The sequence below is a fragment of the Undibacterium pigrum genome (assembly GCF_003201815.1).
Taxonomy (GTDB): domain Bacteria; phylum Pseudomonadota; class Gammaproteobacteria; order Burkholderiales; family Burkholderiaceae_D; genus Undibacterium; species Undibacterium pigrum.
Window position 1 is genome coordinate 46,816 of the sequence record NZ_QJKB01000002.1, and the last position, 22,460, is coordinate 69,275.

The 22,460-nt window shown below is 50.1% G+C and carries 20 protein-coding genes; 10 read left to right on the plus strand and 10 right to left on the minus strand.

Annotation, left to right across the window (positions count from 1 at the left end):
- Positions 1-12: 12 nt before the first annotated feature.
- Positions 13-1,239 carry an MFS transporter gene (locus tag DFR42_RS07240; RefSeq protein WP_110254322.1) on the minus strand — a complete coding sequence of 409 codons (1,227 nt, stop codon included), beginning with the start codon at positions 1,237-1,239 and terminating at the stop codon, positions 13-15.
- A 78-nt stretch (positions 1,240-1,317) separates the two neighbouring features.
- Between DFR42_RS07240 and paeA the strand changes: the two genes are divergently transcribed.
- From paeA to DFR42_RS07255, 3 genes are all read left to right on the plus strand, one after another.
- Positions 1,318-2,616: a polyamine export protein PaeA gene (paeA, locus tag DFR42_RS07245; RefSeq protein ID WP_211324191.1), complete on the plus strand. Its 1,299-nt coding sequence runs from the start codon at positions 1,318-1,320 to the stop codon at positions 2,614-2,616.
- A 130-nt stretch (positions 2,617-2,746) separates the two neighbouring features.
- Entirely contained in the window at positions 2,747-4,021 is a 1,275-nt protein-coding gene (locus tag DFR42_RS07250) for an Hsp70 family protein (RefSeq protein WP_110254323.1), read from the plus strand.
- 175 nt (positions 4,022-4,196) lie between these two features.
- A complete protein-coding gene (locus DFR42_RS07255) occupies positions 4,197-6,425 on the plus strand; it encodes a bifunctional diguanylate cyclase/phosphodiesterase (RefSeq protein ID WP_110254324.1) in 2,229 nt (742 codons plus the stop codon).
- 110 nt (positions 6,426-6,535) lie between these two features.
- Here the strand turns inward: DFR42_RS07255 and DFR42_RS07260 are convergent, their stop codons facing one another.
- Positions 6,536-7,102, minus strand: coding sequence for a Spy/CpxP family protein refolding chaperone (locus DFR42_RS07260; protein ID WP_110254325.1), 567 nt, complete (start codon positions 7,100-7,102; stop codon positions 6,536-6,538).
- 362 nt (positions 7,103-7,464) lie between these two features.
- On the opposite strand from DFR42_RS07260, the gene DFR42_RS07265 reads away from it, so the two are divergent.
- The 3 genes from DFR42_RS07265 to DFR42_RS07275 all read left to right on the plus strand — a co-directional run bounded on the left by DFR42_RS07265 (position 7,465) and on the right by DFR42_RS07275 (position 10,210).
- On the plus strand, positions 7,465-8,193 hold the full coding sequence (locus DFR42_RS07265) for a response regulator (protein ID WP_211324246.1): 729 nt from the start codon (positions 7,465-7,467) through the stop codon (positions 8,191-8,193).
- A complete protein-coding gene (locus DFR42_RS07270; RefSeq protein ID WP_110254327.1) occupies positions 8,190-9,536 on the plus strand; it encodes an ATP-binding protein in 1,347 nt (448 codons plus the stop codon). The genes DFR42_RS07265 and DFR42_RS07270 overlap by 4 nt, the downstream gene beginning before the upstream one ends.
- 203 nt (positions 9,537-9,739) lie before the next feature.
- Positions 9,740-10,210, plus strand: a complete 471-nt coding sequence (locus DFR42_RS07275; protein ID WP_110254965.1) for a DUF2721 domain-containing protein — start codon at positions 9,740-9,742, stop codon at positions 10,208-10,210.
- A gap of 67 nt (positions 10,211-10,277) precedes the next feature.
- On the opposite strand, the gene DFR42_RS07280 is transcribed toward DFR42_RS07275, so the two are convergent.
- Positions 10,278-11,681: a PKD domain-containing protein gene (locus DFR42_RS07280; RefSeq protein WP_110254328.1), complete on the minus strand. Its 1,404-nt coding sequence runs from the start codon at positions 11,679-11,681 to the stop codon at positions 10,278-10,280.
- 374 nt (positions 11,682-12,055) lie between these two features.
- Between DFR42_RS07280 and DFR42_RS07285 the strand changes: the two genes are divergently transcribed.
- Positions 12,056-13,720 carry a long-chain fatty acid--CoA ligase gene (locus tag DFR42_RS07285; RefSeq protein WP_110254329.1) on the plus strand — a complete coding sequence of 555 codons (1,665 nt, stop codon included), beginning with the start codon at positions 12,056-12,058 and terminating at the stop codon, positions 13,718-13,720.
- A 32-nt stretch (positions 13,721-13,752) separates the two neighbouring features.
- On the opposite strand, the gene DFR42_RS07290 is transcribed toward DFR42_RS07285, so the two are convergent.
- Positions 13,753-15,780: a hypothetical protein gene (locus DFR42_RS07290; protein WP_110254330.1), complete on the minus strand. Its 2,028-nt coding sequence runs from the start codon at positions 15,778-15,780 to the stop codon at positions 13,753-13,755.
- A gap of 332 nt (positions 15,781-16,112) precedes the next feature.
- Here DFR42_RS07290 and DFR42_RS07295 point away from each other — a divergent pair, with 332 nt between their 5' ends.
- Entirely contained in the window at positions 16,113-16,847 is a 735-nt protein-coding gene (locus tag DFR42_RS07295) for a hypothetical protein (RefSeq protein WP_110254331.1), read from the plus strand.
- Positions 16,848-17,051: 204 nt separating this feature from the next.
- The gene (locus tag DFR42_RS07300) at positions 17,052-17,339 is read left to right on the plus strand and encodes an SMI1/KNR4 family protein (RefSeq protein ID WP_170133436.1); all 288 of its coding nucleotides are present in this window, start codon (positions 17,052-17,054) and stop codon (positions 17,337-17,339) included.
- A gap of 55 nt (positions 17,340-17,394) precedes the next feature.
- On the opposite strand, the gene DFR42_RS07305 is transcribed toward DFR42_RS07300, so the two are convergent.
- The 4 genes from DFR42_RS07305 to DFR42_RS07320 all read right to left on the minus strand — a co-directional run bounded on the left by DFR42_RS07305 (position 17,395) and on the right by DFR42_RS07320 (position 19,402).
- Positions 17,395-17,874 (minus strand): DUF6985 domain-containing protein, encoded by a 480-nt coding sequence (locus tag DFR42_RS07305; RefSeq protein ID WP_110254333.1) that lies wholly within the window; start codon positions 17,872-17,874, stop codon positions 17,395-17,397.
- A 70-nt stretch (positions 17,875-17,944) separates the two neighbouring features.
- Entirely contained in the window at positions 17,945-18,379 is a 435-nt protein-coding gene (locus DFR42_RS07310; protein ID WP_110254334.1) for a DUF6386 family protein, read from the minus strand.
- Between the two features lie 70 nt (positions 18,380-18,449).
- Positions 18,450-18,737, minus strand: coding sequence for an immunity 22 family protein (locus tag DFR42_RS07315; RefSeq protein WP_110254335.1), 288 nt, complete (start codon positions 18,735-18,737; stop codon positions 18,450-18,452).
- Positions 18,738-18,802: 65 nt separating this feature from the next.
- Entirely contained in the window at positions 18,803-19,402 is a 600-nt protein-coding gene (locus DFR42_RS07320) for a hypothetical protein (RefSeq protein WP_110254336.1), read from the minus strand.
- Positions 19,403-19,659: 257 nt separating this feature from the next.
- Here DFR42_RS07320 and DFR42_RS07325 point away from each other — a divergent pair, with 257 nt between their 5' ends.
- Complete coding sequence (locus tag DFR42_RS07325; protein ID WP_110254337.1) at positions 19,660-20,682, plus strand: BMP family ABC transporter substrate-binding protein; 1,023 nt, start codon at positions 19,660-19,662, stop codon at positions 20,680-20,682.
- A 12-nt stretch (positions 20,683-20,694) separates the two neighbouring features.
- Here DFR42_RS07325 and DFR42_RS07330 read toward each other — a convergent pair whose 3' ends face one another.
- Together DFR42_RS07330 and guaD are read right to left on the minus strand one after the other, a co-directional pair.
- Complete coding sequence (locus tag DFR42_RS07330; RefSeq protein ID WP_110254338.1) at positions 20,695-20,883, minus strand: 4-oxalocrotonate tautomerase; 189 nt, start codon at positions 20,881-20,883, stop codon at positions 20,695-20,697.
- A 53-nt stretch (positions 20,884-20,936) separates the two neighbouring features.
- On the minus strand, positions 20,937-22,265 hold the full coding sequence (gene guaD, locus DFR42_RS07335; RefSeq protein WP_110254339.1) for a guanine deaminase: 1,329 nt from the start codon (positions 22,263-22,265) through the stop codon (positions 20,937-20,939).
- Between the last annotated feature and the right edge of the window lie 195 nt (positions 22,266-22,460).

Sequence of the window (22,460 nt, forward strand, 5' to 3'; positions counted from 1 at the left end):
TTCTGGCTTCCATTACTTTTTCAAATGCCGCAGTGCCAGAGTCAGTGCCATTAACTGTATGGTCGCCGCCAGGAAGAAAGGTGCACCCAGCAAGATACTGCCCTTGGGAAAATGACTGACTTGCCCGACGATTGACGTCCCTATCAGCGTGGCAAACACGCTCATGATACTGGCCAGCGCCGTCAGCGAACCCATGGCCAGGCCTTGCGAACGTGCATCGACAGCACGCGAGAAAAAGCCTTGCAAGGCTGGCCCGGCAGCAAAAGCCAGCACATTACACAAGATCAGTACATACATCATCCAGCCCTGAGTCGCCAGACCATAACAAGTCAGTGCCACCGTCGATGAAGCCAGGCCTATCAGAACTGCATTCGCATCGCCAACGCGTTTGATATAACGCCCCAGAAAAACACCCTGCATGAGCACGCTGGATACGCCGACCATGAATAATGAAAAACCATTTTGCATGGGCGTCCAGCCAAAACGCAATTCTGTTGACAAGACCCAGGTAGTTTGCAGGGTGAACTGTGCAAACATCGTCAAGGCATACACCCACACCAGTGCGCCTACGCCACGCAAATGCGCAAGCCCACGCAAACCCGCAAAGGGATTGGCGGCAGAAATATGAAAGGGCTTGCGGTGATCTGCAGGCAGGGATTCTGGCAGCGAGAAATAGCCATACATCACATTAGCCAGCGCCACCGCTGCCGCCAGATAAAACGGGTAATGGATATGCGCCTCACCCAGCATGCCACCTATGACAGGGCCGCAGATAAAACCCAGACCAAACATGGCACCTATCTTGCCCAGTGCCTTGGCGCGGTTTTCCGGGCTGGAGACGTCTGCAATATAAGCATTCGCCACGGACAGATTGCCGGCAGTGATACCGCCTATGGCACGCACCAGCAACATCCAGTAAATAGTCGTGACCTGGGTCAGCAAGAGGAAATTCAGGCCCAGACCAAATACACATATCAGCAAAACAGGCCGGCGACCATAGCGGTCACTGAGCGCGCCTATCATCGGTGCAAAGATAAATTGCATGACGCCATAAATGGCAACAATCGCGCCATACCAGTAAGCCTGGCTGTCTGCCTGCAAGGTATAACTGGCGACCAGTCGCGGCAAGACCGGGATGATGAGACCGATGCCAAGGATGTCGAGAAACACCGTGATCAATACAAAACGTACATTGGTCGGCAGCGGCTTGGCAGCATCTGCCTGTTCAGAACTTGTCATACCAGACATCCTTTTAGAGGAATTTACGTAGCCTAATAGTATATGATTACCATCAAGTACAATTGCACGGGAGCCATTATGGCTTTGTTTGATCACTTTCTCATCATTGCCTTGCTGGTCGCCATCAGCGCATTTTTTTCCATGTCAGAAATTTCGCTGGCGGCTGCGCGCAAGGTTAAATTGCAGATACTGTATGCCGAGGGCGAACAGCGGGCGGGCAAGGTGCTGGCGCTGCAGCAAGAACCAGGGCATTTTTTCACCGTCGTGCAAATCGCTCTGAATGCGGTTGCCATACTGGGCGGTATCCTGGGTGAACAGGCTCTGACGCCATATATCCTGAAAGCCCTGATGGCCGTGTTTGGCATGACCAGCTGGATAGAGACTGTCAGTTTCGTCACGTCGTTTTTATTCGTGACATCAATCTTCATTTTATTTGCTGACCTGTTGCCCAAGAAGATAGCCATGATTTCGCCAGAAACCGTGGCCATGCTGGTGGTCAGCCCGATACTCTTGTGCGTGCGTCTGTTCAAACCCCTGGTCTGGGTTTTCAATGGCCTGGCTAACCTGATCTTGCGACTGTTTAATTTGCCCACGACACGCAATGAGCAAATCACGTCTGATGAAATTTATGCGATGTTTGATGCCGGTGCCGAAGCTGGCGTCGTGCTGGAGAGCGAGCATCACATGATAGGCAATGTGTTCGAGCTGGAAAGCCGTACCGTGCCATCAGCCATGTCGCAGCGCGACAGCATCGTCTACTTCACCCTGCAAGACACAGATGTAGTGATACGCCAAAAGATCGCCGAGCATCCACATACCAAGTTTTTGGTCTGTGATGGCAATATCGACAACGTCGTCGGTTATGTGGAATCCAAGGACATTTTGAAGCGGGTGCTGACCAACCAGGCTTTCACCAAAGTACAGGAACTCTCCATACGCACGGCCCTGGCCGTGCCTGATTCGCTGACCCTGTCTGAAATGCTGGAGCAATTCAAAGGTACGCGTGAAGACTTTGCCGTTATCTTCAATGAATATGCCCTGGTGGTAGGTGTCATCACCCTCAATGACGTGCTGAGTACCCTGATGGGCAACCTGGTTCATCCTTTCCTGGAAGACCAGATCGTCCAGCGCGATGCCAATTCCTGGTTGATTGACGGTGCGACAACAATCGAGGATGTCTGCCGTGCCCTGGACATAGATGGCTTGCCTGAGCAGGGAAGCTATGAGACCATTGCCGGTTTCATGATGACGATGCTGAAACGGATACCCAAGCGCACAGATTTTGTCATGCTGGGCTCGTATAAGTTCGAAGTCGTCGATATTGATCACTATCGCATTGATCAGTTGCTGGTAGTCAAACTCGATAGTGCCCCCTGATGTCGCCGCTTTATTGATCCTGGATCAATAAACACTTCTTCAGTATCACGTCTTAACTCATTTTTTGCATCATTCTCAACAGCAGCTCATCTTTGTAGCTGCTGGCTTACCCGTTTTTATCAGGATTTTCATGTTGCACGCTTGTGGAGTAGATTTTGGCACCTCGAATTCAACCGTAGGCTGGCACCAGCCGGGGAAACCTGCGCTTCTGGCGCTGGAAGAGGGCAAGGTCACGCTGCCATCGGTGGTGTTTTTTGATGTGGAAGATGATCAGGTCACATATGGCCGGGCGGCACTGGGCAATTATCTGGCGGGCTATGAAGGCCGTTTGATGCGTTCCATGAAAAGCTTGCTGGGTACCAGCCTCATGGATGGCCAGACTGAAGTACAGGGCAAGTCTGTCGCTTTCCGTCAATTGCTGGCGCAGTTTATCCGCGAACTCAAAGTACGTGCCGAAAAGTCGGCAGGCACGCAATTCAGCCAGGCGGTCATGGGCCGCCCTGTGCATTTCATTGATGATGATGCCAAGGCTGACAAGCTGGCGCAAGACACGCTGGAAGAAATCGCCCGTGCCGCTGGCTACAAGGAAGTGCAATTCCAGTATGAGCCCATCGCCGCTGCCTTTGACTATGAATCACGCATCAGCAAGGAAGAGCTGGTACTGATCGCCGATATCGGCGGTGGTACTTCAGATTTCTCCCTGGTAAGGCTGTCCCCTGAGCGTGCCCACAGGATAGACAGAAAAGACGATATTCTGGGAAATGGCGGTGTCCATATAGGCGGCACCGACTTTGACAAATACCTGAGCCTGAACCATGTCATGCCCCTGCTGGGCCTGGGCGGCCGTCTGGGCAGCCAGATCGAAGTACCCTCCAGCTATTATTTCAACCTGGCGACCTGGCACACCATCAACCTGACTTATACCCAGAAAGTCTGGCGTGAGTTGCAAGAAGTCTATCGCGATATCAATACCCCGGAATTGCGCCTGCGCTTTGAACGCCTGCTGAACCTGGTCGAAGAACGCGATGGTCACTGGCTTGCGATCAAGTCGGAAGAAGCCAAGATATTGCTGTCTGATCAACAATCCATAGACTTGCCGCTGGAACGTCTGCGCAGCAAACAAGCGGCAGCAGCCTGCCACCTGGCGCTGGACCAGGCTGGCCTGCAAACATCGATTGCCCATTTGACCAGCAATATCGGCGATACCGTCAAAACGGTGTTGAACATGGCGAACATCAAGCCTGAACAAGTCGATACCGTGTTTTTTACCGGTGGCTCCAGCGGTGTGCGTGGCTTGCGCCAGCAAATCGCCAGCATAGTGCCAACTGCCACCAAGGTCGAAGGTGACTTGTTTGGCAGCATAGGCGCGGGCCTGGGCCTGGATGCGGCACGCCGCTTTGCCTGAAATACAGGCAGGCCCTTGCAGACGCTCTGGGCTGCCTTAACTGCTTATCAGCAGATGATTGCGTTAATATATTTCACCTAAAGTCACAAACTCAAACGACAGCCTCTGCGCCTGCGGGCAAAACTTAAACTATACTTGTTGCATCAATAAACAGGCTTTTCTATCCGGAGAAGGCATGTCTAACGAACAAGACGATGATGAGCTGTTCCTGGTTGAGGACGTGGAAGAAGACGCCACCGCCCAGCAAGGTGTGCGCAGCTGGAAAATCGCCATCGTCGACGATGACGAAGATGTCCACCGCACCACCTGCTTTGCCCTGCAATATGTGCAGATCCTGAACCGCCCTCTGGAATTTATCCACACTTACTCCAAAGATGAAACCCGCAGGGTCTTCGCCAGCGAAAGCGATATCGCCGTGGTATTGCTTGATGTCGTCATGGAGACTGAACATGCGGGTCTGGAACTGGTCAGCTATATCCGCGATGAACTGGGCTGGACCGATACCCGCATCATCCTGCGCACTGGCCAACCTGGTTATGCGCCAGAAGAAGAAGCCATACGCGACTATGACATCAATGACTACAAAACCAAGAATGAACTGACGCGCAAGAAGCTGTTGACCTCGCTGACGGCTGCCGTACGTTCTTATGAACAGATACGCACTATTGATGCCAGCCGTCGTGGTCTGCACCAGATCATCAGCTCCAGCGCCGCCTTCAGTTTTGAACATGGCATACAAGCCTTTGCCAGTGGCGTCATCACACAGATAGCTGCCTTGTGTGGTGTGCCGCCAGAAGGTTTGCTGTGCGCCCAGGGCGAACTGGATGAGCTTGATGAAGACACGCTACCGGTATTCAATGTCATCGCTTCAGCCGGACACTACAGCAATCTGATGAATTGCCCTATCGACGATATCCACAACAGCCGGATACGCGATGCCCTGAGACATGTGCTGACCAAACGTGAACCCCTGTTCACCGATCACAGCATGACCCTGTATTTTTCCGGACGCGGCAATCGTCCACTGGCAGCCTATATAGACCTGCCCTTTTCTTTATCGGAAATCAACCAGAATCTGCTGGAAGTATTTTGTTCCAACCTCGGTGTCTGCCTCGATAACCTGAGCCTGGTCAACCAGCTCAAGAACCATGCTTACCGCGACCAGTTATTGAAGTTGCCCAACCGCCTGAAGTTCATAGAACAGATCAGCACTATCCTGCAAGAGCAGTTGCCGGGCCAGATGGTGGCCTTGATAGACATCGACGATTTTGCAGAAATCAATGATGTGCTGGGTCACCACTATGGCGACCTTATCCTCAAGGCAGTCGCCGACAGGCTGCGCGAAAAACTGGGCGAACCTATCTTCCTGGCGCGTATTTCTGGCGATGTCTTTGGTCTGCTGGGCAGCAGTGAACTGCTGGAACCCGATACCTTGCGACTCTTGTTTGTAGAACCATTCACCATAGAAGAAACTGCCCATGCAGTTTCCATGTCGATAGGCATGGTGGCACTGGAGGGTTATGAGGGTGATGGTGCAGAACCACTGAAAGATGCCAGCATCGCCCTGAAGCGTACCAAGATACATCAGCGTGGCAGTTGTACCCTGTTCACCCGCTCCATGGGTATAGAAATACGCGAGCGTGCCACCCTGATGCAGCATTTGCACAAGGCCTTTGATGCGGAACGCCTGTTTCTCATGTACCAGCCACAAATTGATCTGGAAACCGGCAAGTTCACTGGCCTGGAAGCCCTGATACGCTGGCGTACCGATGAAGGTGTGCTGATACCGCCGAATGATTTCATCCCGCTGGCCGAATATTCCGGCCTCATTATCAGCCTCGGTGCCTGGGTATTGCGCACCGCCTGTTTCATGATGGTCAGATTGCAAAAAGCAGGTATCGCCCCGCAACGCATGGGTGTTAATGTCTCGGTAGTGCAATTCCGTCAGGATGATTTTATCGATATCGTGGAGCAGGCTTTACGGGATACCGGTTTGCAACCAGCCCACCTGGAACTGGAAATTACCGAGTCAGTCACCATGAGCAGTGCCGCCCTGTTTGAAACACGGCTGGCAAAGCTGAAAGAACTGGGTGTGAAAATCGCGATTGATGATTTTGGTACGGGCTTTTCTTCGCTCAGTTATCTCGACAAATTGCCGGTAGACAGACTCAAAATAGACCGCGCCTTTGTCAATCAGATCGACACGCCAGAAGGACCACGCATCGCTGAACTGATTACCCAGCTCGGTAAAAAACTGGGCCTGCAAGTCATTGCCGAAGGTGTGGAACATGAAATCCACTGGAAGACACTGGCCGCCATGGGCTGCCATGAAGGCCAGGGCTTTTACATAGGCCGACCCATGCTGGAAGAAAACCTGGTTTCCTGGATCAATCTCAGAAAATAAAAGGCTGTCACAAGAAAGAACCTGTACTTCAGTCCATTTCCTCGCAACAGCCTTCTATGCAATATTCAAGGCAAGCCAGGCTTGCCTCGCTCAATTAACTTTTAACTGACTTATTTCTTTTCCGGCATAGCTGGACGTTCGCCGCCTTTGTGCATATCAGGGCCATGTTCACCCATGCGCTTGTCCATGCGGTCACGCATATGAGATGCCATGCGCCTGTGGCGTTCATCAAAAATCTTTTGCTGCTCAGGTGTCAGCACGGCATAGAAAGTCTTCAAGGCTGTCAGGCGTGTCTGCATTCTCGCCAGATGCTCTTTCATTTTTTCCAGACCTTTTTCCATGCGGTCCGGCGTCGTCAGTTTTTCCATTTCCTTACGGTCTGGGCGGGCTGGCATGGTGCCGGGATTCATGGCTTCAATAAAGGTCTTCCAGGCTGGTTCCTGGGCTGCCGTGATTTTCAGCTTGTCGTGCAAATCGGCCTGGTGTTTGGCCATGCGCTCTTTCATTTTCTCTGCCCACTTGGCGGGGTCGCCATGCTGCGCATGTCCTGCAGCTCCTGGCCCCGACCCTGGCCCCGTCCCCGGTGCTGATGCGGCGCCTTGTGCCCAGACCGCACCAGCACTACCCAGCGTCAGCGCGGTGAGGGCGATCAATAATTTTTTATGCAAGGTATTCATGATTTTCACTTTCTAAACAGTAGAACATACTCAAAGTTTGCTGCAAGCATCCTGCAAAAATTTGAGAGGACCTGAAGCAAGCCATGTCTATCCAGGCAAACGGTGCTGGCAAACACACAGATGTAATCATCTCCGGGCTGGCTTGTTTACCCTGCTTTGACATTGCTGTCTCAGACATGTTTCGCATCTTGCCGCACAGTTGTAACGATGAAATGTCGCTCTGCTCCCGCATTGTATCGACGTGTAACACGCAAGATTTTGCAGGCATGGTATGTTACTTACTGTTTCCCCTGCGGTTTATCATAACAAGACGATACAAAATCGGGATTTTTATCACCGAGACCGGGCTCATAATGAAGAACATGGACACACCAAATAAAATTCTCATCGTTGACGATGACCGCGACATCCGCAACCTGCTGGCCGATTATCTCGACAATAATGGCTATAGCACCGTCACCGCCGCTGAAGGCAATGCCATGTGGGCAGCACTACAAAACAATCAGGTAGACCTGGTGGTGCTTGACCTGAACCTGCCTGGCGACGACGGCCTGACACTGTGCCGCAACCTGCGCAGCAAATCGACCTTGCCGGTCATCATGCTGACGGCCCGTGGCGAACCGCTGGACCGCATCTTGGGTCTGGAAATGGGCGCGGATGATTATCTGCCCAAGCCTTTTGAGCCGCGTGAATTGCTGGCACGCATACGCAGTGTCTTGCGGCGTACGCAAAACAATGTCAACCCGCATACCGGCGAGGCTTTGCAAAAACTCAAATTTGCTGGCTGGACACTGGATCTGACGGCACGTCACCTGATCAGCCCGGATGGCATGGTGGTTTCGCTGTCGGGTGCAGAGTTTCGCATGCTGAACATTTTCCTTGAGCATCCCAACCGCGTGCTGAACCGCGATCAGTTATTGAACATGACGCATGGCCGAGATGCCGATCCGTTTGACCGCTCCATCGATATTCAAATCAGTCGCTTGCGACAAAAATTGCGGGAAGATGCACGTTCTCCGCAAATCATCAAAACTGTCAGGAATGGCGGCTATGTGCTGGCCGTTACTGTCGCTGTGGAGCAGGACGCATGAAAATCCTATCGTCGATGTGGGGCCGGGTATTTGCCATCCTGTTACTGGGTGTGATTGCTTCGACAGCGCTGACCTGGTCGCTGGCATTTGGCGAAAGACAAAAAACCATATCGCAATACAGGGATTCACATGCCGTTGAACGGGCTGAGCAGCTGGTGCTGGCCCTCGATGCCCTGCCGGTAGAAAACCGCGAAAAATTCCTGGCAACAGCCCCACGCCTGGGTTTGAAAGTGGCGACACTGCCAGCAGAAAACACCGACCAGGCTCCGCGTTCTGAATATGCCGCTGCTGTCAGTGAAAGACTGGGCAAGACTTTTCGGGTGATGTCACTGGCGCAAGACCCGGCATCCTGCCCGCGCAATCCACAAAACATACAAACCAACCGGCTGCCCTGCGAAGCCCTGGGCATTACCCTGCACGATGGCACGGCCCTGCGCCTGACGGTTTTACCTCCGCGCAATCCGGCACCACCATTGCGCCCTGATTTTTTGCAATACCTGTTCCTGTTCCTGGCCAGTATTGCCGTCCTGGCCTTCCTGATCGCACGCATGACCATGCGCCCCTTGCGCCAGATGGCACAAGCGGCAACGGCACTGGGCCAGGACATCAACCGCCCACCCCTGCCAGAAAAAGGCGCGACAGAAATTTTGCAGGCCACACGCGCTTTCAATGCCATGCAGGCACGCATACGCCAGCATATTGCCCAGCGCACCCATATGCTGGCAGCGATTACCCATGATTTGCAAACCCCGCTGACACGCTTGCGCCTGCGCCTGGAAAAAGTCAGGGATGAAGAATTGCGCGACAAACTTATCGAAGATTTGTCAGGCATGCAAATGATGATACGTGAAGGCCTGGACCTGGCGCGCAGCATGGACAGCAATGAAGCCCTGAAGCCGCTGGACCTGGATTCTTTGCTCGACAGCGTCTGCGCCGATGCTGCCGACGCCGGGCAAAATGTCAGCTTTGAAGGCAAACCCGGCCTGACTGTCATGGCCAGGCCACAAGCCCTGCGCCGCTGCCTGACCAATCTTATCGACAATGCTGTCAAATATGGTCACTATGCCAGCGTCAGCCTGGTGGCAGGCAAGGATGCCGCCAAGGATGTATTGCATGTATTGATACGCGATGGTGGTACTGGTATTCCGCCTGAATTCCAAAGCAAGGTGTTTGAACCATTCTTTCGCATGGAAACCTCGCGCTCGCGCGAATCTGGTGGCACCGGCCTGGGCCTGACCATAGCCCAGAATATTGCCCAGCAACACGGCGGTCAGTTGCAACTGAATAACCTGCCTGAAGGTGGTCTGGAAGTACGCCTGACTCTGCCCGTACAGACTGCCTGAGGCAGGTTCCACCTGTCTTGCCCGCCCCGCTATCTGTGAACAGTGATAGCGGGAACGGCCGGGCCAGCCCCGATATCACACCATCCCCTGTTTCAAAAAAATGACGAATCGGTGCCAGACGAATAAAAAAGTCTGGTACATGCCCTCGCGTGCTGGCCCCTGCCCCTGTAGAATTCAGGAAAAAGCCTGAGGACTTGCACATGATTAATCTACAACTAGGCGATGTCAGCCACATTATCCAGCTCGCCATTGCCCCGGTATTTTTGCTGACCGGGGTAGGCACCACACTCTCGGTACTGACCAGCCGCCTGGCGCGCATCATAGACCGCTCACGCGTTGCAGAAGAATTGCTGCATGGCGAAAACAGCCCGCCAGTCAGCCCTGCTGGACTGGAAGAAGAATTACACGAATTGTATGAACGTTCACACCTCATCAACCGCGCCATTACCCTCAGCACTTGCTGTGGCTTGCTGATCTGCCTGGTGATTGCCGCCTTGTTCATGGGTGATGCCACCAGCGTGAATCTCGACAAATTGATTGCCGCCCTGTTTGTGGCAGGTGTGTTTTCCCTGATAGGCAGCTTTATTTACTTCATGCGCGAGATTTTTGTCGCGACCAAGACCCTGACACGCCAGCGCAAACTGGGCAAACGCAAGATCATCGCCCGCGAGTAAAACCTTTGCACATAAAAAAGCCCCGCCGTTTCAAACACGGCGGGGCTTTTTTACGTTGCTTGAACGATTATTTCGGTGCAGCCTGGACCAGTACAATCACATCGATGGATGCAGTGGCCGGGTTGGCAACCGTAATAGGCTGGTAACTGCCGCTGGCACGGAAGATCAATACCGTGTCGCTGGATACAGTGGGCGCGACAAAACCGGCATTGCCTGTCGTGCCACCAGCAATAAATACCGTAGGGCCAGCCACTTGTGACCAGCTGTAATACACGATATTCGAGCCTGTATTCGAAGGCGCATCAACTTTCAACGTGACCACACCGCCCGAGGCGACGACCTGGGTAGGCGTGTAGGAAACCAGGGAGATCGGTGGCAATGGATCAACATAAAAGACCACATCCATTTGCGCAATAGGATCAAGTGAAAAACCACCCGGTGAAATCGATGAATTCGAGGCATTCAGGGTAAATACAAAAGCTGTACGGCTATTGATGAACTTGGGCAAAGCCGTGCTGGCAACGCTGGAAGCCGAATTAAAGATTTCCACCGCAGGGCCGGATTTTTGTTTCCACAAATAAAAAATCGGTGTGCTGGTGTCGACCTTGCCATTGGCATCGTATTTGACTGACTTGCTGCCATCCAGGGTAATCGTGGCACCGGCGTTGACCACGCCGCCGCTATATGAGATAGGCACTACTGTAGGCTTGACGACAGGCGTGACCGTCACAGTCTGCGTAGCCGTACCGACTTTTTGCTTGTCATCCGTCACCCGGCACTGGAACTTCAGGGCACTGGCCACGGCCACTACTGGTGCTGTGAAGGTGGTGGTAGCGGTATCCGTCGTTGCCAGGTTGATGGTGGTGCCAAGGGCATCGCTGATAACCCATTGGTAGGAGTAAGGTTCGCCAGTGGCTGCCGGAGTACCGCCACTGCCTGCGCAAGTCAGGGTCACCTTGTCGCCTGTGCTGGCGGTCAGGGAACTACCTACCTTGGCTACCGGGTTGGCAGTCGTCGATGCTTCCTGTTTCACCAGCAAGGTGGTGGAAGCCTTGATGGTATTGCCTTTGACATCGACCGCATTCAGGGTCAGCTTGTAGGTAGCGTCTGCCGTCAGCAAGGCAGGCGGTGCCACTTGCAGGACGCAACTGGCTTCTGTGCCCGTGCTGCTTTTCTGCATGGTCTTGCAATCTGCATTACTGACTGAGGCCAGCGGGTTGGCTGACAGCGTCAGATTCTCCACCTGCCAGTACATATTCGTGATGACCCCAACCGTGCTGCTGGCCTGGCCGGTAAAGTTCAGGGGTGCGCCGGTAATCACCGTCAGCGCTTCCGGCACGCCTATCGCCATAGGCGCAGCGCTTGATCCGCCAGTATTGCTATTGCCTGAGCTGCTACTGCCACCACCACCGCAAGCCAGCAATGCCAGGCTGGAAAAAACGATTAGGGCTGTTTTGATTTGCTGAACCACGCTGACTCCGATGACTTACAAAATAGAGGGATGCCTATCATTGTAGCTTCATGTCAGCATTTTCAATACCTTTGCATAAAGTGTTGACAAAATGTTTCAAGTTTCTGACAAAGATGAAATTTTTGCGAACGATCGTGCAAAAATGAATTAGGTATGGCACTCTAATAAAATCTAATAAGGGCTTTCACAAAATTTTCCCAGCAAGGCTCTCGCTTTGGGGAACCTCCCGTAAAGGGAGGTTCGTTACGTCGGCAGACAACATGTTGTCTGAAACCCCGACTACACCGTAGCGACGAAGACAGTACTTAACAAAGTACTGTCTTTACAACACAGCTGGGGCGGTTTTGTGGAAGTCCGTCTAACGGAGACTGTAGATGAACACTTTGCATCACGCCCACTGGCCACAAGGCCTGCCCCATGAACTGGTCGTGCCTGAAGCCAGTGTGTATACCAATTTGCAAGTGTCCGCCCTGCGCTACCCGGACAAGGCCGCCATCATCTTCTATGACAGCATCATCACCTATAGCGAATTGCATGCAGAAGTGCTGGCGCTGGCGGGCTACCTGCAACGAGTCTGTGGCGTACAAAGAGGTGACCGGGTCTTGCTGAACATGCAAAACTGCCCACAATTCATCATAGGTTTTTATGCCATCCTGCGGGCAGATGCCATGGTCGTCCCCGTCAACCCCATGCTGATGACAGATGAGTTAAGCCATTACATCGCTGACAGCAGCGCCAAAACCGCCCTGGTCTCGCAAGAAATATTTTCACGCCTGCAACCCCTGATAGGCAACAGCATCTTGCAAAATGCGATAGTAGCCACTTACTCCGACCATTTGACCAAGACCACCAGCCTGAACATCCCCGATTTTGTCAAAGCAGAACGCCAAGTGCCAGAGCAGGCAGGCGTCTGTAGCTGGCAAGCCGCAGTAACAGCCGGATACCAGCCTCAGGCCCATATGGCAACACCAGAGGACCTGGCCTGCATGCCGTATACCTCGGGCACCACCGGCAAACCCAAGGGTTGCATACATACCCACCGCTCCGTCATCTTTAATTCCGTCGCCAGCCCGACTTGGTCGGGCAGCATAGTCGCCAATCATGTGTCGCTGGCAGTGCTGCCATTCTTTCATGTGACCGGCATGCAGTCCGTCATGAACAGCATGATTTATTGCGGTGGCACACTGGTCATCCTGCCACGCTGGGACCGCGATGTTGCCGGGCAACTCATCACCCGTTATGCCGTCAGCAACTGGACCCTGGTGCCATCGATGATGATAGATTTCCTGTCCAACCCGCGCCTGGCTGAATACGATATTTCCAGGCTGAACCGGGTCTCCGGCGGTGGCGCAGCCATGCCCGCTGCGATAGCCCAAAAGCTGCTGGACCTGTCGGGCCAGGTCTATATGGAAGGCTATGGCTTGTCAGAAACCATGGCCGCCTCACATGTCAACCCGCCACAACGCATGAAGCAGCAATGCCTGGGCGTACCCTATTTCAACGTCGACTCGCGCATCGTTGATCCCACCACCCTGCAAGAAGTCAGCCAGGGAGAAACCGGTGAAATCTGGATACATGGTCCGCAAGTCTTCCAGGGTTACTGGAATGACCCGCAAAAAACCGCCGACTCTTTCGCCGAACTCGACGGTAAAAAATTCTTCCGCTCTGGCGATCTGGGCTATATGGATGCCGAAGGCTTCTTCTTCTTCACCGACAGGCTGAAACGCATGATCAACGCCAGCGGTTTCAAAGTCTGGCCCGCCGAAGTCGAATCCATGATGTACCAGCACCCAGCCATACAAGAATGCTGCATCATCGCCGCCCACGACGCCTACCGTGGCGAAACCGTCAAAGCCGTCATCGTCAAAAAAACCGGCAGTGACGTGACAGCCCAAGACATCATGACTTGGGCCCACGACAAAATGGCCGCCTACAAGGTGCCAAAGTTCATCGAATTTGTCGACAGCCTGCCCAAGTCAGGGACGGGCAAGGTCATGTGGCGCACGCTGCAGGAGAAAGAGGCGGCGAAGGCTAAATAAATCACTGATTTACAGGGGCTTGATGTCTGTGATTACTTCGTCTTACTTTTAAGCTCGGCCAGGGCCTTGCTTGCCAGTTCGACTACCTCTTTATCATCGGACTGGCTGGCAATCAGGTAGCCGTCTTTTAAATCGCTGCTATCGGCATGAATATCTTTGAGTATATCAACGAGCAAGTTGTATTTGCTCACGTCTAATTTTGTCTTGAAAAAAGAAAGAAATACAGGCACAGCAGGCTTGGCCTTAACTCCCATGGCACGTAATGCCGTCAAAGCTTCCATCCTGCCCATATTTTCCAGCAATAAGTTCAACATGCGAGGACTACTGATATTGCGCTGTATCAGCAAAGAGATCGCCGTGCCACGTATCTTCCCTGAAACCGGTGACTCTGCCACGTCAAACAAAATGGCTGTATCTGTCCGCTGATCCAAAGTCATGTTCTCTAAAAGGGTCTCGATACCATATATGCCGGAATTGTTTTTTTTCAGCAATATCTGAAAAACCCTTTTGTCTTGAGGCGCCAGCTCAATGATAAGTTTCAGGAAATCTCGTTCAGGATGCAGATTGACGTAGCTGATTAACGATGACGTCAACTCTTTTGAATGTCCGGCCAGTATTTTTAATGTCTGGATGATGTATTCATTCTGAGCGAGGTATTCATGTTCACTGGAAGCGATAATAGAAAGTAATTCTTTGCCCATCCACCCAGCAAATTCTGCGTTCATCCGCCCAGCAAGCTTGCCGGTATGTGGATCTTCCAGCACATATGACACAAAACTCTTGAGTGCACTCCCCAAAATAACATTGGTGGGTCTTTGTTTCTGCTTTATTTGTACGAGCAACAGGCGCGATACTTCTCTGATTTGTTGAGATTCCACCGTTTTTAATTGGCGCAACATGGAGGACAAAGCCAATACTGAATATTGGCGAATTGCGGGATCATCATGATCGCTCAGATTAAAAAGTATGGGTATGAATTGCTGCGCATCACCGTCACGCAATGGCTTACTGGCCAATTCCTCGGTGATGTCTGTGATCAGCTCCCGTCTTTCTTTAGCGATGGATTGTCGCAAGTACTCCACACCGTAACAAGCTTCATTCGCGGTATTCTTGAATTGAATTTCCTTAACAGGTGTTTCGTGCAGCACATCATCTGCTTCCAGCAGCCCCACGTATCCCCTAAGATAAATTGTTGGTCCGTGCTCGCTTAGCGCACTGCAATGAGCATAAACGATGTCCTTTGAGCTGACTGATTCACTACTGCCATATCGAATTTGACTACAGTTGTTGGAGCGGTAGGAATGAGGGAAAAAATCCTTCTCGCCTGGAGGCGCTACATCAGCCTCCGCAAACAAGCTGCTCTTTTGCGTAAAGTACACCATAGAATCAAGATATGGCCGAAAAGCATCAGACATCTGGTAGCGCACATTCTGCACAAACATATAGCTGCCTCTTGAACAACTACCGCTCTGAGGAAAGGACAACATCCTCACTCTGGCGAAATCTTGCTTATCAATCCAGAATTCAGCCTTATCGGCGTGGGCTTCATTCTCATCGATCGTTACTTCAACTTGATTCGGATATAGCCAATGCCGGCTGCGCTCATTTGCATTCCGGAACTTGATTGAATACTTTACGCCTTTTTGGAAACCGCCAGCAGGTCCTATGCGAAAGAAGTGAGACTGCCCTTGGATTTGCGCATTCCGCTCAGGCTTGGGATGGAATTCCTCGATAACAGCTTTGATTTCTTCATTTTTTTCATGATTCGAAATCGCGAACAGATCTGGTGCCAGACTCCTCAAAGATGCATTTTCCTGACCAGACGTCAGTTCAAGGAAACGATCCTCACTTAGTATGAGTACTACACCGCGCGCATTGGACGGCAAACGCCCGCCATGCAAAAACCCAGACTCTTCCTGAAACAGGCAACTACACGCCTGTGCTGCATCCGTGAACAGATAGTTCGTTCCCAGTCCCACAAGAAAAATTGTCAGATAACGGCTAAATTGACTCTTCAATTTGCGCACGGAATAAGCATAAGACAAGTGAGGCAAATGCATGATGGACAGGTCAGTAATAAATACAAGTTCGGAGGATGCTCGTAAACATGGTATATAGCAAACACTTTCAAACAAACAGTGGCAGATATTTTCCAAAATTTGCGACAATCGTGCGTCACCCAAGGTCTTACTAAGAGGCTGTTGCTAAATTGCGATGGCCAGGCGTAGCCGCATCGTTAACAGTCATCTTTTCCCAGAAAAATTTCATCTGTAGACGGTTCTACATAGATCTTCAATTTTTCGGTTTTCGTATTTTTCAAGACAAGATTCATTTCCGGGTCTCCAATTTGTTGCATTAATTCTGATCGGGCTACAGGCCTGGAAATTTCTGCATGCTAAACTTTACCTTAACCCTCATTTTTGACCAAATTGGAGTCGATTTGAATTATCTGGAACTTTTATTAAATTGCGGCTATTCAACAGAAATAATAAATATTGCCAAAGGCGATATTAAGGTACCAGAATACACTTTTAAGGCACTAGCTGATTTAAGCTTTGCCTTTCCTCCAGCCCTGATTCCATTATGGAGCAATGCCAGTTGGCCAGGGTATATCGGCATTGTTAAACATTGGTTTGGCAATCAACCCGATACCTTCGTTGAATACTTTTCTGGCGAGACTTCCATTATTGAAATAGCCAAAAATTTACAACAGCTAAAGGCATGGATGGTTTTCGATTTTTTAAGCAATGTGCCAGATGCTGATGAAGTCGGGCGATTTGCTGAGTCAATTGGATTTTGTCGGGCAGATGAGGTTGAGACCATTTTTGCGGAATGCGAAGATGTATCTGATCTAGCGTTTTTAGATATTTTTAAAAGTGACCTTCCTTCTATTCTCAAACGTGATGAAAGATTAGGTAAACCTGAATGGTGGTCATCATCATCAGGAGTTGACGAAATTCGCAATCAAATAAACCATGGCCAATTTGAACAAGCCTGGTTACAACTTAATAGCGGGGTATCCAATAAATCCGAGATAGCTAGCATTCTAAGTTTGCTATCTGGTCACGTGGAAAGAAAAACAGAGTTCCAGATTTTGATTTCTTGTTGGAGCACAGCCAATTCATAAACTGCGTAGTGGCAATTTTTTTGCGAGGGAAACGCGTACAAACTTGCACTGCAAGCCTCCTACGCTGGTTATTTGATAAATAAATGGAAGTTGCATGGACCAATATTCTGATTTGCTGCACTTGGTAAGTACCAACGCATCCTTAGGAAAATTAAAGCCTGTTGATCCAGTATTATTTCAGGAAAATCAATTGACCATGGAAAATTGCCATCCGACTATGTAGAGTTCTTGACTTCAATTGGTGCGGGGACTATTGGAGATAGTCAATACAGCTTATATTCCGGCTTGATTGATCCAGATTTTATCTACGGTGATGATCGTCAACAAGTTGAAAATATTCTTTTTTTTGGTGACGATTTTCAAGGCTTCAATGCTGGTTTCAAGACCGACGAAGCCTGGTGTATAGTTGAAGTCAATCCCCTGGACTTAGAAGTAAGCATCGTTGCACCAAATTTCCAAACCTTCATCCGGGAAATAATCGCACAACTATAAACTCACATAATTTGCCTGAAAATTACTCCCGAAAATTTTTTGCACATAGAAAACATCAAAGAACTATGTCCTGAACTCCCACTTCTTCCAAGCATTCATCAACAAATTTAACCGCCAATCCCAGCGAAGGTTCCCACGAACAATCATAAAGCAAACCAACAATTCTTTCATTTTCGCCAAACGAGGGTTGAATAATAATTTCAGTTAGTAAGACGATAGCGCCTAGTTGTGATGGACTGTGAATAATTGGAGCCAGCTCATCAGCAAATTCCATGCCAAATCTGTCCCTATATTCCTGGCAATTATCTTGGTAGTAACCAAATATAGCCTCTTCAGCTTGTGCAAGAAATAAGTCTGCTTTTTCGTCAAACCGCTGAAAGGCCTCTCGCTGACTAGATTCAATTTCATCGTCCTCATCACAAGATATAGCAAGGTTGACGCTTATTGCTTTACCCAAAAAAATGCAACGATATGGTCGAGTCCAACCATAATCATAATTGAGATCACCTAGTACCCGGTCCTTGAGTTTATTCACTATTCACTCCCATACTTTTTTATATCAACGCACGTAGTGGCGACTCCCCCCGTGCTAAATGAATAGCATTTCAAATTCGCACGACACTGAAAAATGAGTTGGTACTGATGTCAGAAATCTTTATCGCAACTAATATTGAAAACCCGGTTTTCTTAATATGCAAAGCATAAAGTCCAACAGGAAACTCAAGGAATATTCCACCTCTTAAGGCTTCAGGCTCTAATCCATCACTGCTCACTTCTTCGGCAGCGCCAAAGAACACTCGTCCAGAATTGAGCTTCAAATTTACGCTCACATCTGGCTCATCTATAGTATCGACGATAGAGACAAAGTATTTCCCATCACTTTTAAAATTCAAGAAAGCCACATTACCGTTATTCACTTCCTGAATTTCAGCGCTTGAAACACTCCACCAGTCCGCATCGTCTTCAAGACGATGTTTTAAACATGCCAGGTCAAAAACGCACATGGTCGCAGTGTCGGTTACAAATTCAAAAGTATGCATAGAAAATTCTTCAATTCAGTTTTCGTAATCGCTCCCGAAGCTTGGATATGCCTAGCTTGTAATTCCCGCTCTAGTCATCATCATCGTAGTTGAACACTCCTAAGAATCTGACTATGTCTGACACCTTCTTCTTTGTTTGGCTGTCATCAAAAGAAAAATTTAATTGCATCACTACCCAGGCTATTTCATTGATACCAATGGCTTGAGCTGATGAACAAGCATTACTGCCAAAAGATTTATTGTATGAAAGTTGATTAACTAAGTTTCCAATCGCATCCGTTTTCTCCAGAGCTGGAATACATTCCTGAAAATCAAGGTCGCAGAAATCCACACCACAAAGATCTTTAAGCAGATCCATGTCACTGCGCTGATGTTCTAACCCAACTCATATGGAAACCACCCCATCCTTTTCATTTGAGTTCATTAGACTATTCTTTCTCCCAAGTTTTTCATGTATTCATGGATATTATTTTCGTCGAAATGAACTAGGTCAAAACCAAAATTGCTACAAAGATTTTTCTGCAAGTCCTGTAGCAGGCTTTTATCTGCGAAATAAACGCCATCCAGATCCTCCACATCATGCACTGAAGGCACTAAGCCATATGGCATTTTTTCGAAGTAATCAAAAATGTTACGTTTATCAGCTTCACCTACTAAGCTTGATTCGACAACATAAGCAAGTGCGTCTATACCCAAGTATCTCGACAAGAATTCAATGTCGACAAAATAACTCACCTCGTCTATCAATCCTGAAATCTTTGGTCGAATATTTGGACGAACTAACATTCCCACCCAAAAATCATTTGGCAAGCTTCCCCATAAAAACGGTGTGCTCAAAATGAAATCCAGCACATATTGATGATGCCAATTTAGGCTCATTTGATGCTGTAAAATTATTTCAAAATTAAACTCTTCCAATTCATCAGAATATTTTCTGAAATAAGAAATCCCCACTGCACCCGATGTTCCATAGCCGTCATACATAGACGTCAACAGTAAAGAAAGCTTCTTTATTTCTTGCATTTTCTCATTGCCTAAACAAGTTTGATTTATGAAATTTATTCCCAGTCGATCTCCTACGTACTTGAATGCACATAAATTCTGGCGGCGTTATTATCTTAACAAAGAAATCTCACACTTAACACAAGCCCTATTTACACCTATCCCCAAAAATCCATATTCATTATTGCCGACAACACCCTTATCACCCATCTTTTTCCTCCAAGATAAAACCTCATGCTGACCCCGAAGCCAGCAGTAAAAATATCTGGAGAACGACCATGCGAGTCTGTATAGACAAGTACAAATTCATCTGTACCATTCTGCTGTTCATCGCTGCAAGTACTGGCTTCACAGCCAGGCTGGCATTTGCCGCAGAAGCACAAAAGATTTTCTACGTACGCCCAGTCCCTGAAAATGATGACCCCTACCTGCAACAAGGCAGCGATGGCATTAAGCAGGCAGCGCAGATGTACCAGATGCAGGCTACTACACTGGCCAGTCAGGCGGACCGTGCAGGCAGGCAAAAGCAACTGGAAAATGCCATCAGGCTGGGGGCGAATATTATTGTCATGATAGGGTATGAATTCAGGGAATTGCTCGATACCGTGCCGCGTACTGCGCCCCATGTGCGTTTCGTGATGCTGGAACAGTGCATCAGCAATCCACCTCCCAATCTCTTGTGCATCAGCTTTCGTGAAAGCGAAGCCAGTTATCTGGCGGGCATGGAGGCAGCGCTGGTATCAGTCAGCGGCAAGATAGGTGTCATCGGGGCAGTGAAAACACCGCTAAAACAAAAGCCTGTCGATGCCTTCATCGCCGGAGCGAGATCAGTCAGGCCGGATGCTGACCTGAACCACATCGTCTGGATAGAAGGCAGCCAGCCCTTCAATGACACAGCACGTGCCGAAGCACTGGCGAAGAGCATGCTGGCGGACGGCGTGGATATGATTTATGCAGCCGCTGGCAGCAGTAATAATGGGGTATTCAAAGCGCTTGCAGGCAACAGCAAGGCACGCGCCATAGGCAGTTATGTCAACCAGTGCCCTAGGACTGCGGGCAAGGTTATCGACAATATGCAGGTGCATGGCGATACTGCCATCAGTCTGGCGGTCGCGGCTATTTTGGCTGGATCAACTGCAACCAGAATAGAATATGGTTTGAAGGAAGGAGCAGTATCGCTGACCGGTATCAGCACTGATGCGGCATATTCTGATTGCGATATCCTGCGCCAGCGGCCTGTGCTGCAAAAACTGCGTGAAGCCAGTCAGGCGATTATCAAGGGCAAATTGAAAGTGGATTAAGTTTATTCAGGCTTACTTTTTATCCGACCACAAAGTCCCGCCAGAAGCCCAGTCTTCGCGCTTGATTTCCTGGATGATGATATCCACAGCATCGAGGGAGCAACCCAAGGTTTGGGCACTGGCTTCGGTGACGGCTTTGACGAAGGCACGTTTTTGCTCGAGCGTGCGGCCTTCAAACATTTGTACATTGATGGTGGGCATGGTTTTTCCTTGAAAGGTATTGGACATTGTTGAACAATACCCACCATCATAAATCACTTATGCCCGGCTTGTCGCTGATGTACCAGTTTGCCTGCTGCATAAGTTGCAGCTACTGTGCGGTCATCCCCCAGCAAAGCCAGGGCAAACAGCAATTCATCAAGGCTCTCTGTATGTCCGGTACGCCGTGCCAGCAAGGGCGTGGCTTGCGGGTCAAGCACAATGAAATCAGCTTCTGCATCCTTGACGAAATTACCTATCGTGCCTTCCAGCTGCATGCTGCGTGCGCCACCTAGGGTTGCCAGGTAAAACATGCGCAGCGCAGGCAGGTAAGTACCACCCAGGCGTGCCATCTTGTAGGCTTCGTTCATGGTGCGCAACATCGAAAATGAAGTGCCGCCACCGACATCGGTGGCCAGTGACAGGCTGACTTGCTGGGCATCGGCACGTTCAAAATTGAACAGGCCACTGCCAAGGAAGAGATTGGATGTCGGGCACATCGCCACTGCCGATTGTGTTTCTGCCATACGCGCACGGTCAGCATCATCGAGCCAGATGCAATGGCCGTACATGGCACGCGGGCGCAGCATGCCGTACTGGTCATACACATCGAGATAGCTGCGTGCTTTTGGATACAGTGATTTGACCCAGGCAACTTCATCGGTATTTTCTGCGACGTGGGTCTGCAAGAAGGTATCGGGATAAGCTTGCGCCAACTCACCTGCCAGCTGCATTTGTGCGTCGCTAGAGGTAGGTGCAAAACGCGGTGTGATTGCATATAACTGGCGGCCACGTTTATGCCATTTCTTGATCAGGGTTTCGCTGTCGCGTATGCCGCCCTCGGCAGTATCGCGCAGGAATTCAGGACAATTCCTGTCCATCAGGACCTTGCCCGCCACCATACGCAGATTGCGTGCTTCACTCTCGGCAAAGAAGGCTTCGACGGATTCAGGATGGACGGTGCAATACACCATCGCCGTGGTGGTGCCACAGCGCAGTAATTCATCAATGAAAAAATGCGCGACCTGGGCACTATGGTTGATGTCGGCAAACTGGCGTTCAGTCGGGAAAGTATAAGTCTCCAGCCAGGGCAGCAAACCGGGTGCTGGTGAGGCGATCATGTCAGTCTGGGGATAATGGATGTGGGTATCGATAAAACCCGGCACAATGAGTTTGCCGCGGTAATCGATGACTTCTGCCCCCTCAGGCAGGCTGGCATGCAATTGCGCATATTCACCTGCGGCGACGATCTTGCCACCATCAACGATCAACAGGCCATCTTCATGCCAGGCATAAGCCTGTTCATGAAAGGCCGGGTCTTGCTGGAAATGCAGCACACTGGCGCGGTAAGCTTGCAGATTGGTGTTACTTGAAATATTGCTCATCGTGGTCTTTCTGAATTCTGTCTTGCAGGCGCAATCAAGCCAGACCACGACTTGTTCATCAAGTCTGCCGGTCTGGCGTCACATTCGCATTGATCTGGTGGGTGCTAAGCGCTAACAGCGAGAGTTTAACGCTTAGCCAGCGAGTGACACTCATATAGTGAACTGTAACAGTAAAAAACAGAGTGCCTTCCACTT

Bases quoted from the DNA above. Each gene is read 5' to 3' on its own strand.
- DFR42_RS07330 (WP_110254338.1), bottom strand. From the start codon at position 20,883: ATGCCCACCATCAATGTACAAATGTTTGAAGGCCGCACGCTCGAGCAA.
- DFR42_RS07310 (WP_110254334.1), bottom strand. From the start codon at position 18,379: ATGCATACTTTTGAATTTGTAACCGACACTGCGACCATGTGCGTTTTT.
- DFR42_RS07240 (WP_110254322.1), bottom strand. From the start codon at position 1,239: ATGACAAGTTCTGAACAGGCAGATGCTGCCAAGCCGCTGCCGACCAAT.
- DFR42_RS07270 (WP_110254327.1), top strand. From the start codon at position 8,190: ATGAAAATCCTATCGTCGATGTGGGGCCGGGTATTTGCCATCCTGTTA.
- DFR42_RS07250 (WP_110254323.1), top strand. From the start codon at position 2,747: ATGTTGCACGCTTGTGGAGTAGATTTTGGCACCTCGAATTCAACCGTA.
- DFR42_RS07285 (WP_110254329.1), top strand. From the start codon at position 12,056: ATGAACACTTTGCATCACGCCCACTGGCCACAAGGCCTGCCCCATGAA.
- DFR42_RS07255 (WP_110254324.1), top strand. From the start codon at position 4,197: ATGTCTAACGAACAAGACGATGATGAGCTGTTCCTGGTTGAGGACGTG.
- DFR42_RS07325 (WP_110254337.1), top strand. From the start codon at position 19,660: ATGCGAGTCTGTATAGACAAGTACAAATTCATCTGTACCATTCTGCTG.
- DFR42_RS07295 (WP_110254331.1), top strand. From the start codon at position 16,113: ATGCTAAACTTTACCTTAACCCTCATTTTTGACCAAATTGGAGTCGAT.
- DFR42_RS07265 (WP_211324246.1), top strand. From the start codon at position 7,465: ATGGACACACCAAATAAAATTCTCATCGTTGACGATGACCGCGACATC.
- DFR42_RS07320 (WP_110254336.1), bottom strand. From the start codon at position 19,402: ATGCAAGAAATAAAGAAGCTTTCTTTACTGTTGACGTCTATGTATGAC.
- DFR42_RS07290 (WP_110254330.1), bottom strand. From the start codon at position 15,780: ATGCATTTGCCTCACTTGTCTTATGCTTATTCCGTGCGCAAATTGAAG.
- guaD (WP_110254339.1), bottom strand. From the start codon at position 22,265: ATGAGCAATATTTCAAGTAACACCAATCTGCAAGCTTACCGCGCCAGT.
- paeA (WP_211324191.1), top strand. From the start codon at position 1,318: ATGGCTTTGTTTGATCACTTTCTCATCATTGCCTTGCTGGTCGCCATC.
- DFR42_RS07260 (WP_110254325.1), bottom strand. From the start codon at position 7,102: ATGAATACCTTGCATAAAAAATTATTGATCGCCCTCACCGCGCTGACG.
- DFR42_RS07315 (WP_110254335.1), bottom strand. From the start codon at position 18,737: ATGGATCTGCTTAAAGATCTTTGTGGTGTGGATTTCTGCGACCTTGAT.